General features: G+C 46.6%; 21 protein-coding genes and 1 pseudogene. 17 read left to right on the top strand and 5 right to left on the bottom strand.

Going from position 1 to position 15,883, the window contains the following annotated elements; translation table 11 throughout:
- Positions 1–122: 122 nt before the first annotated feature.
- The 16 genes and pseudogenes from rplO to LAY41_RS07385 all read left to right on the top strand — a co-directional run bounded on the left by rplO (position 123) and on the right by LAY41_RS07385 (position 10,598).
- The gene (rplO, locus tag LAY41_RS07460) at positions 123–614 is read left to right on the top strand and encodes a 50S ribosomal protein L15 (RefSeq protein WP_249095889.1); all 492 of its coding nucleotides are present in this window, start codon (positions 123–125) and stop codon (positions 612–614) included.
- 12 nt (positions 615–626) lie between these two features.
- Complete coding sequence (gene secY, locus LAY41_RS07455; RefSeq protein WP_249095886.1) at positions 627–1,931, top strand: preprotein translocase subunit SecY; 1,305 nt, start codon at positions 627–629, stop codon at positions 1,929–1,931.
- Positions 1,931–2,485 carry an adenylate kinase gene (locus LAY41_RS07450; protein ID WP_249095883.1) on the top strand — a complete coding sequence of 185 codons (555 nt, stop codon included), beginning with the start codon at positions 1,931–1,933 and terminating at the stop codon, positions 2,483–2,485. Before secY ends, LAY41_RS07450 begins: the two co-directional genes overlap by 1 nt.
- A gap of 230 nt (positions 2,486–2,715) precedes the next feature.
- A pseudogene (gene infA, locus LAY41_RS07445) lies at positions 2,716–2,925 on the top strand (translation initiation factor IF-1); the annotation flags it as partial.
- A gap of 70 nt (positions 2,926–2,995) precedes the next feature.
- Positions 2,996–3,103 carry a S1 domain-containing protein gene (locus tag LAY41_RS32760; protein WP_420840308.1) on the top strand — a complete coding sequence of 36 codons (108 nt, stop codon included), beginning with the start codon at positions 2,996–2,998 and terminating at the stop codon, positions 3,101–3,103.
- Between the two features lie 211 nt (positions 3,104–3,314).
- Positions 3,315–3,428 carry a 50S ribosomal protein L36 gene (rpmJ, locus tag LAY41_RS07435; protein ID WP_071782548.1) on the top strand — a complete coding sequence of 38 codons (114 nt, stop codon included), beginning with the start codon at positions 3,315–3,317 and terminating at the stop codon, positions 3,426–3,428.
- A gap of 85 nt (positions 3,429–3,513) precedes the next feature.
- Positions 3,514–3,897: a 30S ribosomal protein S13 gene (gene rpsM, locus LAY41_RS07430; protein WP_249095879.1), complete on the top strand. Its 384-nt coding sequence runs from the start codon at positions 3,514–3,516 to the stop codon at positions 3,895–3,897.
- A gap of 83 nt (positions 3,898–3,980) precedes the next feature.
- On the top strand, positions 3,981–4,376 hold the full coding sequence (gene rpsK / locus LAY41_RS07425) for a 30S ribosomal protein S11 (RefSeq protein WP_249066569.1): 396 nt from the start codon (positions 3,981–3,983) through the stop codon (positions 4,374–4,376).
- A gap of 206 nt (positions 4,377–4,582) precedes the next feature.
- The gene (locus LAY41_RS07420) at positions 4,583–5,530 is read left to right on the top strand and encodes a DNA-directed RNA polymerase subunit alpha (protein WP_249095876.1); all 948 of its coding nucleotides are present in this window, start codon (positions 4,583–4,585) and stop codon (positions 5,528–5,530) included.
- A 136-nt stretch (positions 5,531–5,666) separates the two neighbouring features.
- Complete coding sequence (gene rplQ, locus LAY41_RS07415; protein WP_249095874.1) at positions 5,667–6,017, top strand: 50S ribosomal protein L17; 351 nt, start codon at positions 5,667–5,669, stop codon at positions 6,015–6,017.
- 123 nt (positions 6,018–6,140) lie between these two features.
- Positions 6,141–6,980, top strand: coding sequence for a tRNA pseudouridine(38-40) synthase TruA (gene truA, locus LAY41_RS07410; protein ID WP_249095872.1), 840 nt, complete (start codon positions 6,141–6,143; stop codon positions 6,978–6,980).
- Between the two features lie 78 nt (positions 6,981–7,058).
- Positions 7,059–7,514, top strand: coding sequence for a 50S ribosomal protein L13 (rplM, locus tag LAY41_RS07405; protein ID WP_249095871.1), 456 nt, complete (start codon positions 7,059–7,061; stop codon positions 7,512–7,514).
- Entirely contained in the window at positions 7,514–7,927 is a 414-nt protein-coding gene (gene rpsI / locus LAY41_RS07400) for a 30S ribosomal protein S9 (protein ID WP_249066582.1), read from the top strand. The genes rplM and rpsI overlap by 1 nt, the downstream gene beginning before the upstream one ends.
- A 118-nt stretch (positions 7,928–8,045) precedes the next feature.
- Complete coding sequence (gene rpmE / locus LAY41_RS07395; protein ID WP_249095869.1) at positions 8,046–8,300, top strand: 50S ribosomal protein L31; 255 nt, start codon at positions 8,046–8,048, stop codon at positions 8,298–8,300.
- Positions 8,301–8,402: 102 nt separating this feature from the next.
- Positions 8,403–9,497, top strand: coding sequence for a peptide chain release factor 1 (gene prfA / locus LAY41_RS07390; protein WP_249095867.1), 1,095 nt, complete (start codon positions 8,403–8,405; stop codon positions 9,495–9,497).
- A 348-nt stretch (positions 9,498–9,845) separates the two neighbouring features.
- A complete protein-coding gene (locus LAY41_RS07385; protein ID WP_249095863.1) occupies positions 9,846–10,598 on the top strand; it encodes a class II glutamine amidotransferase in 753 nt (250 codons plus the stop codon).
- On the opposite strand, the gene LAY41_RS07380 is transcribed toward LAY41_RS07385, so the two are convergent.
- Positions 10,563–11,114: a hypothetical protein gene (locus LAY41_RS07380; protein WP_249095861.1), complete on the bottom strand. Its 552-nt coding sequence runs from the start codon at positions 11,112–11,114 to the stop codon at positions 10,563–10,565. The genes LAY41_RS07385 and LAY41_RS07380 overlap by 36 nt on opposite strands.
- Positions 11,115–11,219: 105 nt before the next feature.
- Here LAY41_RS07380 and LAY41_RS07375 point away from each other — a divergent pair, with 105 nt between their 5' ends.
- Positions 11,220–11,570, top strand: coding sequence for a helix-turn-helix domain-containing protein (locus LAY41_RS07375; protein ID WP_249070232.1), 351 nt, complete (start codon positions 11,220–11,222; stop codon positions 11,568–11,570).
- A gap of 42 nt (positions 11,571–11,612) precedes the next feature.
- Here LAY41_RS07375 and LAY41_RS07370 read toward each other — a convergent pair whose 3' ends face one another.
- The 4 genes from LAY41_RS07370 to nirB all read right to left on the bottom strand — a co-directional run bounded on the left by LAY41_RS07370 (position 11,613) and on the right by nirB (position 15,752).
- On the bottom strand, positions 11,613–11,978 hold the full coding sequence (locus LAY41_RS07370; protein ID WP_338022954.1) for a DUF2470 domain-containing protein: 366 nt from the start codon (positions 11,976–11,978) through the stop codon (positions 11,613–11,615).
- 145 nt (positions 11,979–12,123) lie between these two features.
- Positions 12,124–12,492, bottom strand: a complete 369-nt coding sequence (gene nirD, locus LAY41_RS07365) for a nitrite reductase small subunit NirD (RefSeq protein WP_249095859.1) — start codon at positions 12,490–12,492, stop codon at positions 12,124–12,126.
- A 34-nt stretch (positions 12,493–12,526) separates the two neighbouring features.
- Positions 12,527–13,171 carry a transaldolase family protein gene (locus LAY41_RS07360; protein ID WP_249095857.1) on the bottom strand — a complete coding sequence of 215 codons (645 nt, stop codon included), beginning with the start codon at positions 13,169–13,171 and terminating at the stop codon, positions 12,527–12,529.
- Between the two features lie 34 nt (positions 13,172–13,205).
- Positions 13,206–15,752 carry a nitrite reductase large subunit NirB gene (gene nirB / locus LAY41_RS07355; protein WP_249095855.1) on the bottom strand — a complete coding sequence of 849 codons (2,547 nt, stop codon included), beginning with the start codon at positions 15,750–15,752 and terminating at the stop codon, positions 13,206–13,208.
- Positions 15,753–15,883 lie beyond the last annotated feature (131 nt).

Raw genomic sequence — 15,883 nt, 5'->3', positions numbered from 1 at the left:
ATGACTAATTTCAGATTTCAGATTTCAGATTTCTAATTCTCGGAATCAATTCAAAATAAATTTGAAATCTGCAATTCTTCAATTTAAAATTTCCCAATGACTAATGACTAAGGACAAAAGACATGAGATTAAATGATGCTGCACCTAAAAAAGGCTCTAAACATCGCCGCCGCCGCGTAGGACGCGGTATTTCCGCAGGACAGGGGGCTAGTGCAGGCTTGGGAATGCGCGGTCAAAAATCCCGTTCCGGTAGTGGCACCAGACCGGGTTTTGAGGGAGGACAACAACCACTCTACAGACGCCTCCCCAAGTTAAAGCACTTCACTGTCATCAATCGTCGCGAATACACTACGATCAATGTCAGTAAGCTGACATCGCTGCCTACAAATACTGAGGTAACCCTGGCCTCGCTAATCGCAGCTGGCATTGTCACAAGTAACAATGGGCCGCTGAAAATTTTGGGAGATGGAGAACTGAACGTGGCGCTGCAAGTAAAAGCAGCAGCATTTACAGCAGGAGCCCGCAGCAAAATAGAAGCGGCGGGTGGTAGTTGTGAAGTCATAGAAGCCGCCAGGGGGGTTAGTAAGCGTGCAGCCAATGCCACTAAAGCGTAGAGGTAACCCTTCATGATTAGTCGAGACAAAGCCCCAACGGCTCAAGAAACTTTTGCCCAAATGGCACAAGCAGCAGGACTCCGAGGTCGGCTGCTTGTTACCATTGGTTTGCTTATTTTGGTACGCCTGGGCGTTTTCTTGCCAATACCGGGAATCAACGTGCAGGCGTTTAAAGCGCAAGTTCAAAACAGTCCCTTAATTGGCTTGTTAGATCTTTTCTCTGGCGGCGGTATAGTAGCTTTAGGGATTTTTGCGCTGGGAATATTGCCCTACATCAATGCCTCCATTATTCTGCAACTGCTGACATCAGCCCTTCCCAGCTTGGAAAATTTGCAGAAGAATGAGGGCGAAGCTGGCCGACGCAAGATTTCTCAGATTACCCGCTACGTGGCTTTGGGATGGGCGGTAATTCAAAGTATCGGCATTTCTATTTGGGTCGCTTCTGTTCCAGGAGCTGTTGCCAATCCGGATTTTTTCTTCTACGCCAACACGGTGATAGCTCTGACGGCGGGTTCCATGTTTGTGATGTGGGTGTCGGAGCTGATCACTGAGCGCGGCGTTGGCAATGGTGCTTCCCTTTTGATTTTCCTCAATATCGTTGCAGTTGTACCCAAATCTTTCGGGGCTACGATCGCGCTGGCTCAAACTGGAGGCCGGGAAATTGTGGGTAAGGTGATTATTCTGCTAGTTGTTTTCCTGGTCATGATTGTCGGTATTGTTTTTGTTCAGGAAGGAACTCGCAAAATACCGATTATTTCAGCGCGTCGCCAAGTGGGACGAAAGCTCTATCTGGAAAAAAGCAGCTACTTACCTTTGCGGTTAAATCAGGGCGGCGTGATGCCGATTATTTTTGCTTCTGCTGTCCTGTTTCTACCAGCTTCCCTGGGTAGTGCGATCCAAAATGAGACTTTGAATAAAATAGCCGGTACTTATCTCAATCCCGGTCACCCTGTTTATGTGGTTGTTTACCTGGTTTTAATTCTCTTTTTTAGCTATTTCTATGCTTCGCTGATCGTGAATCCCGTAGATTTAGCGCAGAATTTGAAGAAAATGGGATCTAGTATTCCGGGCATTCGCCCCGGTCGCACCACCAGCGAGTACGTGGAACGGGTGTTAAACAGACTGACTTTCTTGGGAGCAGTCTTTCTTGGCTTGGTGGCAATTGTACCAACAGCAGTCGAAAGTGCTACTGTCGGAACCTTTAGGGGACTGGGAGCAACTTCTCTTTTGATTCTAGTGGGTGTGGCGATCGATACATCCAAACAAATTCAAACTTACGTTATCTCCCAGCGATACGAAGGAATGGTGAAACAGTAGTGACGCGATTGATTTTTCTGGGTGCCCCCGGTGCAGGGAAGGGGACTCAAGCCAAGACACTGGCCGATTTATGTGAAATTCCCCATATTTCTACGGGTGAGATTTTAAGAAATGAGGTAACGCAAGGCACGCCCCTGGGGGTTAAAGCTAAGTCTTACCAAGAGGGGGGTGAGTTAGTTCCAGATCACTTGATTCTGGACATGATGCGGGAGCGGTTGAGTCAACCGGATACTAAGGATGGTTGGATTCTAGATGGCTTTCCGCGTAATGTCACCCAAGCGGGTTTCTTGGACGATCTGCTCAAGGAAGTCGATCAAAAGTGCGATCGCGTGGTTAACCTGGATGTGCCGGATGAGGAATTGGTGAGCCGTCTGCTCGCACGAGGCCGACCGGATGATACAGAAGAGGTGATTCGCCGCCGTCTAGAAGTTTATCGCGAACAAACGGCTCCTTTGATTGATTATTATCGCGATCGCCACCAACTCGTGTCTATTGCGGGCTCTAGCTCAATGGGAGAAGTTACAGCAGCGATCCAAAAAGCGATCGATCTATAACTGCTGCAACGCCTGGGCGTTGAGTGGGTCAGCAACTGCACCCATTCAGCCAACCCTCTGGATCGAAAAATTTGATAAACACGATCGGATTTTACAGCCACATATCTGGCAATTATTTGATAAGATATGTTAAAAGGTGGCTGAAGTTTGGCTCAGATGCCTAAAATAGTCTGCGGCAGATTGATTCGATCTGCCCTGTTCAGTAAATAGAAGCGTTGAGGAAAAATCAACTGTCTAAGCAAGATTTAATCGAAATGGAAGGCACGGTAACCGAGTCCCTTCCTAATGCTATGTTCCGCGTCGATCTGGATAACGGATTTAATGTATTAGCCCACATTTCCGGCAAAATTCGCCGTAATAACATCAAGATATTACCGGGCGATCGCGTCAAAGTAGAACTGACCCCCTACGATTTGACCAAAGGCCGCATTACTTACCGTGGCACTTATTCCCCAAAATCAAGAAGTTCGCCACCAAGGAAAAAGCAAATTGTCACAGGATCTAATTGAGATGGAGGGCCCGGTGACAGAGGCCCTGCCCACAGCCGTGTTCCTAGTTGACCTGGATAACGGGGTCGAGTTTTTGGCGCAGATGTCTGGCAAGATTCGACGAAATTAGCTCAAAATCTGGCCAGACATCTGCGTCAAAGTGAAGCTTACTTTTGACGACCTTAACAAAAGGCAAAATTACCGCTCGTCGGGGTAAAAAGTAGGTAAGCTCGACGAGATTTAGGCCATAAAAATCCATCTTTCGTTAGAGCAGCATAATTAACTGACAAATAAAATTAGAAATGATATAATATATAGTTTGTAGTCGAGCCGAAAAAGGCATGAAAGTTCGAGCATCAGTTCGCAAAATTTGCGAAAAATGTCGCGTCATCCGTAGACGAGGCAGAGTTATGGTGATCTGCTCTAACCCCAAGCACAAACAACGTCAGGGTTAGCTTAATCGGCAGCATCCAGTGTTCCTCAAATATTTACACAATTGCAATTTTTAGCACCAAGTAAAGAATTAGGGAGAGATAAAGCGTGGCAAGGATTGCCGGGGTAGACCTTCCGCGCGATAAGCGCGTCGAAATCGGTCTGACTTACATTTACGGAATCGGGTTATCGCGGTCTAAGGAAATTTTAGCCTCGACCGAGATTAATCCAGACATTCGTGTCAGAGATCTCAGCGATGCACAAGTAGCAGCCCTGCGAGCGGCAGTCGAAAGCGACTATCAAGTAGAGGGCGATCTCAGACGCTTAGAAGCGATGAGCATCAAGCGCCTGATTGACATCGGTAGCTACCGAGGTCGGCGTCATCGCATGGGACTTCCAGTGCGCGGTCAGAGAACGCGCACCAATGCTCGAACCCGTCGCGGTAGACGTCAAACCGTGGCAGGTAAGAAAAAGGCACCCGCTAAGAAGTAAGCATTCGATTGAGCCACAAGTAAACTTACTAGGCCCAAAATACAACCAGCAAGCAAGTAGAAACCCAAGCTTTATAGACCGATATGGCGCGACAAACAACCAGAAAACCCGGTGCGAAAAAGCAAAAGCGAAACGTACCCAATGGGGTAGCTTTCATTCAGTCAACATTCAACAACACTATTGTTACCATTGGCGATCAAAATGGAGATGTAATCTCGTGGGCATCAGCGGGTTCCAGTGGCTTTAAAGGTGCAAAAAAAGGAACACCCTTTGCAGCGCAGACAGCAGCTGAAGCAGCAGCTCGCCGAGCGACCGATCAGGGAATGCGGCAGATCGAAGTGATGGTTAGCGGTCCTGGAGCAGGCCGCGAAACAGCCATCCGAGCGCTTCAGGGTTCAGGGTTAGAAATTACGTTGATTCGGGATATTACTCCGATTCCCCATAATGGCTGCCGCCCACCAAAACGTCGCCGCGTCTAGACACAACAAAAGTTTTTGTTGCGTCTTTAATCAAAAAGGTCAGGCTGGTGGATGCGGTCAATCCGCTGTCCTTCGGGTGTCGGCGTCGCCATCCCGATCTTGCAGTGGCGATGGAAATAGTCATCTGGACATACAGCTTGTGAAATAAAATTGGGAGGCTGCAACAGAAGCCTTCCACCGGATCGAGGAAGAAGGGGGATCGTTACGTGGCGCAGTTTCAAATTGAATGTGTCGAGTCTAACATTGAGAAAAATCGGGGTCAATACAGCAAATTTGTCCTAGAGCCGCTAGAACGGGGTCAAGGAACAACAGTAGGCAACGCTTTGAGGCGGGTACTGCTGTCTAACCTGCCAGGGACAGCCGTTACCGCAGTCCGCATTGCAGGCGTCAATCACGAATTTGCCACCATTCCGGGAGTGCGGGAGGATGTGCTGGAGATCCTGCTCAACATGAAGGAAATAGTCTTCAAAAGCCATGACTCCCAACCGCAGATAGGCCGATTAGTAGCCACAGGACCCGGTACAGTAACGGCGTCACAATTTGATTTGCCTTCTCAGACTCAGATGGAAGTAGTCGATCCAAGCCAGTATGTGGCTACCTTAGCACCAGGAGCCAAACTGGAAATGGAGTTCCGCCTGGAAACCGGGAAGGGGTATCGAGCAGTAGATCGGGGTCATGATGAAGCAGCGGCTTTAGACTTTCTTCAGATTGACGCGGTTTTCATGCCGGTTCGCAAAGTCAACTACAGCGTTGAAGAAGTTCGCGCTGATGGCTCTGCGGAAAAAGACAGACTGCTGATGGAAGTCTGGACTAATGGCAGTATCTCACCCCAAGAAGCTCTCTCGCAAGCAGCTGGTATCCTGGTGGAACTGTTCAACCCGCTGACAAACATGAATCTGCAACCGATAGACGCAGACAAATCGGATGATGAAGACCCGACCAGTCAAATTCCGATCGAGGAATTGCAGCTCTCGGTGCGGGCTTATAACTGTCTGAAGCGGGCTCAGATTAACTCGGTGGCAGACTTGCTAGTTTACACCCAAGAAGACTTACTGGAAATCAAAAACTTTGGTCAGAAGTCTGCGGAAGAGGTGATAGAAGCCCTACAGCGACGGTTAGGAATCACATTGCCGCTGGAAAAATCTGCCAAATAAAACGGATGATTCCATGAGGGATTTTAGATTTTAGATTTTAGATTTTAAAACTTTACTTTTAAATCTGAAATCTGAAATTTTAAATCTGAATTTCCTTGTTAAGGGTTCCTTTTAATTTAGAGAGAACAGAAGTGTTATGCGTCACGGATGTCGTATTCATCAACTCGGTAAGCCAGCCGACCAGCGTAGGGCTCTGTTAAGAGCGCTGACAACCCAACTGCTGCGTCATGGCCGGATCGAAACAACAAAAGCAAGGGCGAAAGCGCTTCGGTCTGAAGCGGACAAAATCATTACCTTAGCGAAGGACGGTTCTTTGGCGGCTCGTCGCCAAGCGATCGGCTATCTTTACGATAAACAGCTGGTTCACGCGCTATTTGAGCAGGTTGGCGATCGCTATGGCAATCGTCAGGGCGGATATACTCGCATCCTTCGCACCATCCGACGTCGGGGCGATAATGCTGAAATGGCAATTATCGAGCTGGTCTGAAGAAAGTGCTGAGTGCTGAGTGGTGAGTGCTGAGTTAGGCAATAGGCAATAGGCAGTATTCCCTAATCTTTATTCGCTTTTAACTCAAAACTCATTCCTCAAAACTCAGAGATTGGCACTCTTATGACTCAGCACTCAGCACGGCTTCCGTTGGACTCCAGAAGAGTTGCCTTGGTGATTCAATACCTGGGCACTCATTTTCATGGATGGCAAAGGCAGCCCCGACACCGGACGGTGCAGGAAGAGATTGAAAAGGCGCTTTCAGAGATAATGAATCGATCGGTAACGCTTTATGGTGCTGGCCGAACCGATTCAGGTGTCCACGCTGCCGCCCAAGTGGCTCATTTTGAGGCCACTGGTTATATCCCGCCCGAAAAGTGGGCGACTGTTCTCAACGCTCGACTGCCCAAGGATATATTGATTCTGGCTTCATCTGAGGTAAGTCCTCCCTGGCACGCCCGCTTTTCAGCCAGCTACAGGCGCTATCGTTATACGCTTTATACCGATCGCCAACCCAACTTGTTCGTGCGGCCTTTTGCTTGGCATTATTATTATGAGCCCCTAGATGAATCGGTGATGCAAGCCACTCTCAACCCCCTGATTGGCAAGCACGATTTGGCTGCCTTTCACCGCGCCAGATCGAGTCGGTCTCATTCCTGGGTGGAAGTGCAAGCGGCAGAATGCTATCGTTCTGGACCATTCGTTCACATCGAAATTCAGGCTAATGGGTTTTTGTATGGAATGGTAAGGCTGGTGGTGGGGTTGCTCGTTCAGGTCGGACGAGGAGAGCGATCGCAGGACAACTTTACCACTCTCTGGGTCAACAGGCTTCGATCCGAAGTAAGATACGCCGCACCAGCTCACGGGTTGTGCCTCTTGCGTGTGGGTTATCCAGAATTCCCATTTCCCAGAGAAGTCTGGTTTGACAGACAACCCATTTTAGATTTTAGATTTGAAATCTGAAATTTCCCTCTTCCCCTAGCCCCTAGCCCCTAGCCCCTAGTCCCTAGCCCCTTCTTCAAGACAACTGATAAATAAACTATGAACACAACCTTTCTACCTTCTCCAGATACCCTAGAGCGCAAGTGGTACGTGGTAGATGCCACTGACCAACGCTTGGGGCGACTCGCCAGCGAAATCGCAAGGGTTCTCAGGGGCAAAAACAAGCCCTACTATACGCCGCACCTGGATACAGGTGACTTCGTGATTGTAGTTAATGCCGAAAAGGTGAAAGTTACTGGCAAAAAACGTACCCAAAAAGAATACTTTCGTACTTCTGGTAGACCGGGTGGTATGAAAACGGAAACTTTTGCTCAACTGCAAGTGCGTATACCAGAACGAATTATCGAACACGCGGTGAAGGGGATGCTGCCGAAGAATACTTTAGGCCGAAGCCTGTTTACTAAACTAAAGGTATACCGGGGTTCCGACCATCCCCATCAAGCTCAAGAACCCCAAGAATTGAAAATTAACACTATTCCAGGAGAAAAAGATTAATGCAAGCAACCGAAGTTAGCGATCGCGTAATGTACTTGGGAACTGGTCGTCGCAAATCAGCCGTAGCAAGAGTGCGCCTAGTTCCCGGCGAAGGAAAAATATCGATCAACAAGAAGGAGGGCAACCTTTACCTCCAATTCAACCCAGCTTTCCTCTCAGCAGTCAAAGCTCCCTTAGAAACCCTGGGACTGGAAAATGAATATGATATCCTCGTCAACGCCCACGGCGGTGGAGTAGCAGGTCAGGCAGATGCTATCCGTTTGGGAGTAGCTAGAGCCCTTTGCCAATTAGACCCGGATAACCGCAAACCCCTAAAAATCGAAGGCTACCTTACCCGCGACCCCAGAGCAAAAGAACGCAAGAAATACGGCTTGCATAAAGCCCGCAAGGCACCTCAGTACTCTAAGCGTTAGAATGTTTCTAATAGGCTAGGGGAATTTTAGATTTTAGATTTGTTTTAAATTTTAAATCGGAAATTTAAAATCTGAAATTTCCTTGCCAACCACCAAAAATCTCAAGGAGAAAACCAATATGCCCAAACCTGATATTCATCCAAAGTGGTATCCCGAAGCCAAAGTCTACTGCAACGGCCAAGTAGTCCTGACCGTTGGTTCTACAAGACCAGAACTTCACGTAGATGTATGGTCTGGTAACCATCCCTTTTTCACCGGCACTCAGAAAATCATCGATACCGAAGGTCGAGTTGAGCGCTTCCTGCGTAAGTACGGTATGTTGGAAGGCGACGCCGCAGCTACACCTGCTCCTGGCACCAAAAAGAAAAGGTAGCAGGTTTGTCATCTGTCTGTAGTCCGTTGTTCGTAGTTTTTTCCTACTGACAACCGACCCCCTAAGCTTTCATAACTGACAACTGACAACTGGCAACTGACAATGGCTGAAACATACCTGCTAAACAAACTAAAATCTGTTGAACAAACCTTCAACGAACTGAACCGACGACTTGCCGATCCAGATATCGCCAGCGATCCGACTGAGTATCAAAAAGTGGCTAAGGCACGCTCCTCCTTAGAAGAAGTGGTTAACACTTATGAGAATTGGAAAAATACTCAACAAGAGTGGGTAGAAGCAAAACAAATTCTCAAAGAAACCAATAGCGATCCTGAATTTCACGAAATGGCAGCGCTGGAGGTTCAGGAACTGGAGTCGAAGCTAGAGCAATTGGAAACTCGCTTAAAAGTATTGCTTTTACCCCGCGATCCCAATGATGACAAAAACATCATGCTGGAAATTCGGGCGGGAACTGGCGGGAATGAAGCAAGTATTTGGGTGGGCGATCTTTTGCGGCTGTACTCGCGCTATGCCGACGGTCAACACTGGAAGGTGAAGTTGGTGAGCGAGTCGCTGGGGGAAATGGGCGGCTTTAAGGAAGTTGTTCTGGAAGTTCAGGGCGACCAAGTTTACAGCAAACTGAAATTTGAAGCTGGGGTTCACCGGGTGCAACGAGTTCCTGTGACTGAAGCTGGGGGTCGGGTTCACACTTCGACTGCTACTGTGGCAGTGATGCCAGAGGTGGATGAGGTGGAGGTGCATATCGACCCGAAGGATATTGAAATGAAAACGGCACGTTCCGGTGGTGCTGGCGGACAAAACGTCAACAAGGTGGAAACAGCTGCTGACTTGATTCACAAACCTACGGGGATTCGGATTTTTTGCACGGAAGAACGGAGTCAGTTGCAGAACAAAGAGCGGGCGATGCAAATCCTGCGTGCTAAGCTTTATGAAATTAAGCTGCGCGAACAGCAGGAAGCGGTAACATCAATGCGTCGATCGCAGGTTGGTACGGGGGAGCGTTCTGAAAAGATTCGCACCTACAACTACAAGGACAACCGGGTTACCGATCACCGTTTGGGGCAGAATTACACTCTCACCCCTATTTTAGAAGGGGATTTGGAGTCGGTGATTCAAAATTGTATTTCTCAAGATCAGCAGGAACGTTTGGTGGAATTAGCGGCTTCTGTGTCATAGAGGAAATTTGAAAAAAAAGCTAATGCGTTCTAGGGATAGAGACTCGCGATCGTACTTTGAAGAAAAAGGCGATCGCTTTGTCATTTATTTGACAGCTAAGTTAGCAAAAACTTCTCTTCCCATTACCCTATAATTATTTGCAATTACCGATTCATACCAAATCGGCAATGATTACCCCCTTGATGTCTCTAGGCTGTAGAGACGTTTCATGAAACGTCTCTACAATGTTTAGGACAAAAATTAAAGGGGTAACAAACGCGGATTTGGTATCACAAGCAATTGTCGGCGGTACTTATTCATAAGCGATTACTGTAAATAAATTTAACATCTATGTGCCAGCTATTAGGAATGAACTGCAATGTCCCCACGGATATTTGCTTTTCTTTTGAGGGATTTTCGGCGCGGGGGGGCAAAACCGACGAACATCGAGATGGTTGGGGTATTGCTTTTTTTGAAGGTTTGGGATGTCGGATTTTTTTAGATCCGAAACCTTCGGTGATTTCTCCGATCGCCGACTTAGTAAAATGCTATCCCATCAACTCTACTCACGTAATTGCCCATATCCGCAAAGCAACCCAGGGCAAAATAGCGCTGGAAAATTGCCATCCTTTCTGTCGGGAACTGTGGGGGCGGTACTGGGTATTTGCTCATAATGGTAATTTAGTAGATTTGGATTTTAAAAGCGCAGGGTTTTATAAACCTGTGGGTAATACGGATAGTGAAAGAGCTTTTTGCTCGATTTTGGAAACTTTGAGACAGCGATTTCCTGATGGTAAACCACCTTTAGAACAACTGTATTTGGTGTTGAAGGAAATTACCACAAGTTTGGCAGAGAAAGGAGTATTTAATTACTTACTTTCCGATGGGGAACATTTTTTTACTTACTGCTCAACAAAATTAAGTTATATTGTACGGCAAGCACCTTTTGCCGCTGCTCATTTGGTTGATGAGGATGTAACTGTAGACTTTCAGGAGTTGACTACTCCTAGCGATCGCGTTGCTGTAATTGCGACTATCCCACTTACTGATAACGAAGTGTGGACGCAAATTAAACCAGGAGAATTGCTAGTATTTCAGGATGGGTTGTCGCTCAATTTTTAATGTGTTAAGCTGATGCCAGCGGTCTTTTAAGGCATCCCAAATCGCATTTGCTATTGCCATCGGATAGGGAAATTTTACTAGGTCATACTCGATGATGTCGCCCAAGTTTTCCCATTCTGATATATTGTGGAAATCGGCAATTAGCTTTTCCACTGCCTGCTGCCAACTGGCAAAAATTCGATAGGTGAAAAAGGAACAGCATCCCAATCCTGCTTGATTCTGGTAAGATACGCAAACCTGATGCTTGAGGCAGGTTACCTTTTTTATCTCTTTGACGGGGATGCCGAATGCTTTTAGCGCTTTAGCAGCCTCTTCTTTGGATATGTTCCACGTTTCGGGGTGGATTTTGCTAGCCGCAGTGAGGCTTTGGCCTTTCGGGCGGGTTTTGCGTGTTTTCATGGTATGCTGTTTTGAGCAAATGCTATATAAGTGACCGTGCAACCCGATCGATTCCATCTGTTTTGGGTTAACTTGCCAGTCTTGTCCTGTATTACATTTATATATGCAATTATACATTAAATGTCTTGTTAGCGCAACTGTAAAGTTAAATTGTCAAGGTATAAATAATAATGATGTAAGAATTGACCCGTTGACTTGTAGATGCGGTGGAGTAGTCCTCCAGTGGTGAACATCGAAGGTAAAGAGAAACTTATTGAAATCATCAAAACGGCTCGTGGCTCAATGAGTCAGCGAGCGTTTGGCAAGGTCTTGGGAGTTTCTGCTACGGCTGTTCAGTTGTGGGAAAAGGGTGATACCATTCCCGATACCGAAAATTTGGCTAAGATTGCAGCGAGATCGGGCTACACACTAGAAGATCTCCTAAGATGTTTGGAGGGTAAACCACTGTCAGACCCCTCAGATTTGAACCAGATTCTGACAAAAATCCAGCTCATGCCTCTGAGTCAGGTATCAATGATTGTGCGGGCAGGTGTGGATAGACTGACTACTGCGGTTGATTCTTTAGAGAGATAAAGCCAACGGAGTTTTTGCGATCGCACTCCAGCTACTAAATTCTCAATGGGGCTCACGCGCTTGTTTCACCATTGCAATAAGAGTATGGTGAGCATCTTCGGAATCTTTGAGAACGCGGTCAAACTGAATTCGGACTGGGACGGCAGTATCATTGATTTGTGCGGATAAATTCATGCCCTCAGTATCTATAGAAAGCATTTCTGCTGCCGTTGCATTAGTTAAACTGCCGAAAGTTTGGGCGTACAGAAGTACGGCGTCGCCATGATCTTCGTTCATGTGGGCGCAGATGCGATCGCTGATTTCAGGGGATAGGGCGTCAGACATGGATTTGGGATGTAACAGAGTACCTAAAGAATTGTAAACCGAAAAATAAAATTGCCAACCGCCCTTTAGATCGGCAGTTGGCAAATAACACATTGGGTGTGTGGATGAACACTTCTGGCGGCAATCCCTACAACCGCCAGCCTTCTACAAGGAACTTTACAAAACTTAGGCCGCCCCCCAGATTTGGGGGGCTAGGGGGGCAAAACCAAGGTTTTTGCGTAAGTCCTGTTTACAAAACTTCGCCAATGGCTATCTGTACCCGATCGCTAACGACTCTAACTTGGTATGTAGGTATTTTCACGTTTTCATCATCGAAACTCTGTCCAGTAAGCAGATTGAAGTTTTGCTTGTAAATTGGGGATGCGACTTTGGGGATGCCATTGCGATCGCCCACAATTCCTCTGGATAAAACAAACGCTTTGCTGAAAGGGTCGTAGTTACTTATGGCGTAAACATCGGTTGCTTGTCCAACTCGGAAAACTGCTACCTGTTGACCTGCAACCAAGGCACAAACTCCGGTATTGGGTGCGATCGCTGCCAGCGGACAGACATTTACCCATGTTGTAATTATATCGCGAACTGGTAATGCTTGAACCATTTTCTTTCTCCTAATTTGTTAGTCGTTTATTGTGCTAATGACTATTAGCAATGCCGCATCCGTTTTTGGCGAATTCATCAACGGTTTGCAGCGAAAGTTCATTAGTCGCCATAGCCTGCAACATATTCAAGGGAAGCGTGAGATGATGGGCACCCGCTTGCAGGGATGCGGCGGCTTCTTCTGGCGATTTAATACTGGCGGCTAGAATGTCCGTACTACTGCCTGCGAGAACCCTTGCCATTTCTCGCACCAGCGCCACTCCATCGCCTAATAGCTTGGTGGCGCGGTTCACGTAAGCGATCGCGTATTTTGCACCCGCCTCTCTTGCCACAGCAGCTTGTGCAGCGCTATAAATTGCCGTTACAGAACAGATTATTTCTGGCGACAGGCGCGTCACAGCTTGAAAGCCAACAATGGTTGCCGGAATTTTCAGCACAGTTTGATGACCGATAATCTCAAAAGCTTTTCTGCCTTCCTTAACCATTTCATCCAGTTCAGACGAAATTAGCTGGTAGAATACCGGGCCATTGGTCAATTCAGCTAATTTTTTGAGAGTCGTCTCTACTGGTAAATCGGTTTTGGATAAAAGAGTTGGGTTAGTGGTAATCCCCTTTACCCAGCCCAACTCTTTTGCAGTTTTGGCTTCAGCGATAATTGCCGAATCGAGATAAATCGCCATCAATTTCTCCTAATTTGGTAGTAGATCTATCAGACTATTTTGAACTACCAATTAGAACTTTTTCGTCTTCAGTCGCAGGACGTTTTTGACCGCGTTCTTCTACATATACAAGACTAGGATCGGACTCATCTGAATTCACGAAATGACGGAAGCGCTGAACTTTTTCCGCGTCTTCAATTGTGGTTTTCCATTCGCATTGATAGGTCTTGACAAGGTGTTCCATTTGTGCTTCTAATTCTGCACCAATGCCCAAAGAATCTTCAACAATCACCTGTTTCAGGTATTCGATTCCACCTTCAAGCTTGTTGAACCAAGTTGCAGTGCGTTCCAATCTGTCAGCCGTGCGAATGTAGAAAACTAAGAACCTATCCACATATTTTATCAAGGTTTCTTTGTCAATATCTGATGCTAGTAGGATCGCGTGTTGCGGCTTCATACCACCATTACCGCAGACATACAAATTCCAACCTTTTTCAGTAGCAATGATCCCAAAATCTTTGCTTTGCGCTTCGGCACATTCGCGAGTGCAACCAGAGACAGCAGACTTGAGTTTGTGGGGAGACCTCAAACCGCGATAACGCAGTTCTACTTCTATTGCTAAACTCGTAGAATCTTGGACGCCAAAGCGACACCAAGTGCTACCTACGCAAGACTTTACTGTTCGCAAAGCTTTACCGTAAGCGTGTCCTGATTCAAATCCGGCATCTACTAATTTCTTCCAAATTAATGGCAATTGATCCACCCTAGCGCCAAACAAATCGATGCGCTGTCCGCCGGTAATTTTGGTGTAAAGACCAAATTCTTGAGCAACTTCTCCCAAAACAATTAGTTTTTCTGGCGTTATTTCTCCACCGGGAACCCTTGGAACTACCGAGTATGTGCCATCCCGTTGAATGTTAGCTAAGTAGTAATCATTTGTATCCTGCAAACTGACATGGGTGGGTGCTAAAACATGATCGTTCCAAGTAGAAGCAAGCATGGAGGCGACGGCGGGTTTACAAATTTCGCAACCCAAACCTTTGCCGTGTTGTTGGATTAAATCGTCAAAAGTCTTGATTTCGTGGAATCGCAACAAATGATAAAGTTCTTGACGGGAATAAGGGAAGTGTTCGCAGAGATGATTTTTCACCACTAACCCGGCTTTCTTCATCTCAGACTTGAGAATATCCGTTACCAGCGGTACGCATCCACCGCAACCTGTTCCGGCTTTGGTACATTTTTTGACGCTACCAATATCGGTGAGATTGTTTTCCCGGATAGCGTTACAAATATCTCCTTTACTGACATTATTACAAGAACAAATTTGGGCGGTATCCGGCAAGCTGTTTACTCCCATCGCGGCGACTGCTGGTTTGCCTTCGCGGGGTGGCATTAGCAAGTCTTCTGGATGGGGTGGCAGAGTTATGTTATTTTGGACAAATTGCAGCAGGGTGCCGTAAGCGGAAGCATCGCCGATCAGAATTCCGCCTAAAAGAAGGGTGCCATTTTCGTTCAGTACCAGTTTTTTGTAAATGCCTTGGACTGAATCTGCGATCGCAATTTCTTTAGCACCGGGTGTTGTAGCAAAGGCATCTCCGAAACTGGCTACGTCCACTCCCAATAATTTGAGTTTGGTGGACATATCCGCGCCAGTAAAGCTGCTCGTCGTGATATTGTTGAAGATATTATCGGCGACGACTCCTGCCATTGTGTAACCGGGAGCTACTAAACCGTAGATCCGATTCTGGTAAAGGGCGCATTCTCCTATAGCATAGATATCTGGATCTGATGTTTGACAATTATCGTTGATGATGATACCGCCACGTTCTCCTACTGTTATGCCAGAAAATCTGGCTAGTTGATCGCGAGGACGAATTCCAGCAGAAAAGACAATCATGTCTGTTTCTAATTCAGTGCCGTCAGCAAATAGCATTTTGGCGACTTTGCCATTTTCCCTGACTATTTCTGTGGTAGATTTATTGATATGGACTGAAACGCCAAGTTGTTCTATTTTATCCCGAAGTACGTTACCACCAGTTTCATCAATTTGCACTGGCATGAGGCGGGGTGCAAATTCAACTACATGGGTTTTTAATCCCATATTTTGGATGGCGTTAGCTGCTTCCAAACCTAATAAACCGCCACCAACTACGACGCCAACCTTACAGTTTTTGGCATAGCCAGACATCGCTTCAAGATCTTCAATTGTCCGATAAACGAAAGTTCCTGTAGCGTCATTTCCTTTAATCGGCGGCACAAAGGGATAGGAACCAGTCGCCAGAACAATCTTGTCGTAGGGAACCGTTAAACCATTCGCAGATGTAACTGTTTTTTCTGCTCGGTTGATGGCAACTGCTTTATCACCGATATGAATCTGAATACCGTTTTCTTGATATAATCCAGGTTCGACTAGAGATAAGTCGGCGGCTGTTTTGCCAGAGAAGAAGCCGCTGAGGTTAACGCGATCGTAAGCAACGCGAGGTTCTTCGCAGAAGGTAATCAAGTTCCAGTTCTGGGTTGCATTTTTTGCGATCGCTAATTCTAGGAACTTGTGCCCTACCATGCCGTTGCCGATAACAATGAGATTCTTTTTGGCTGTCATGAATTTCTAAAACGCCTATGTTTTAGTTCTCCTTACAGTGTTATATAAGGTTACTAAGCATTTTTGTAAATTTAGATACAAAAATGCGAATGGTATGCAATGTGTGAATGATTCCAATTTTGTTTTTGCAT

This window comes from Argonema galeatum A003/A1 (assembly GCF_023333595.1).
Taxonomy (GTDB): Bacteria; Cyanobacteriota; Cyanobacteriia; order Cyanobacteriales; family Aerosakkonemataceae; genus Argonema; species Argonema galeatum.
The sequence above is the reverse complement of the archived record's forward strand: the minus strand, read 5'-3'. Positions and strand labels throughout refer to the sequence as shown.

What these genes read in the sequence shown, in the direction of transcription:
- rplO (WP_249095889.1), top strand. Translation starts at nt 123, where the DNA reads ATGAGATTAAATGATGCTGCACCTAAAAAAGGCTCTAAACATCGCCGC.
- secY (WP_249095886.1), top strand. Translation starts at nt 627, where the DNA reads ATGATTAGTCGAGACAAAGCCCCAACGGCTCAAGAAACTTTTGCCCAA.
- LAY41_RS32760 (WP_420840308.1), top strand. Translation starts at nt 2,996, where the DNA reads ATGGAGGGCCCGGTGACAGAGGCCCTGCCCACAGCCGTGTTCCTAGTT.
- rpmJ (WP_071782548.1), top strand. Translation starts at nt 3,315, where the DNA reads ATGAAAGTTCGAGCATCAGTTCGCAAAATTTGCGAAAAATGTCGCGTC.
- rpsK (WP_249066569.1), top strand. Translation starts at nt 3,981, where the DNA reads ATGGCGCGACAAACAACCAGAAAACCCGGTGCGAAAAAGCAAAAGCGA.
- rplQ (WP_249095874.1), top strand. Translation starts at nt 5,667, where the DNA reads ATGCGTCACGGATGTCGTATTCATCAACTCGGTAAGCCAGCCGACCAG.
- truA (WP_249095872.1), top strand. Translation starts at nt 6,141, where the DNA reads ATGACTCAGCACTCAGCACGGCTTCCGTTGGACTCCAGAAGAGTTGCC.
- rplM (WP_249095871.1), top strand. Translation starts at nt 7,059, where the DNA reads ATGAACACAACCTTTCTACCTTCTCCAGATACCCTAGAGCGCAAGTGG.
- rpsI (WP_249066582.1), top strand. Translation starts at nt 7,514, where the DNA reads ATGCAAGCAACCGAAGTTAGCGATCGCGTAATGTACTTGGGAACTGGT.
- rpmE (WP_249095869.1), top strand. Translation starts at nt 8,046, where the DNA reads ATGCCCAAACCTGATATTCATCCAAAGTGGTATCCCGAAGCCAAAGTC.
- prfA (WP_249095867.1), top strand. Translation starts at nt 8,403, where the DNA reads ATGGCTGAAACATACCTGCTAAACAAACTAAAATCTGTTGAACAAACC.
- LAY41_RS07385 (WP_249095863.1), top strand. Translation starts at nt 9,846, where the DNA reads ATGAACTGCAATGTCCCCACGGATATTTGCTTTTCTTTTGAGGGATTT.
- LAY41_RS07380 (WP_249095861.1), bottom strand. Translation starts at nt 11,114, where the DNA reads ATGTATAATTGCATATATAAATGTAATACAGGACAAGACTGGCAAGTT.
- nirD (WP_249095859.1), bottom strand. Translation starts at nt 12,492, where the DNA reads ATGGTTCAAGCATTACCAGTTCGCGATATAATTACAACATGGGTAAAT.
- LAY41_RS07360 (WP_249095857.1), bottom strand. Translation starts at nt 13,171, where the DNA reads ATGGCGATTTATCTCGATTCGGCAATTATCGCTGAAGCCAAAACTGCA.
- nirB (WP_249095855.1), bottom strand. Translation starts at nt 15,752, where the DNA reads ATGACAGCCAAAAAGAATCTCATTGTTATCGGCAACGGCATGGTAGGG.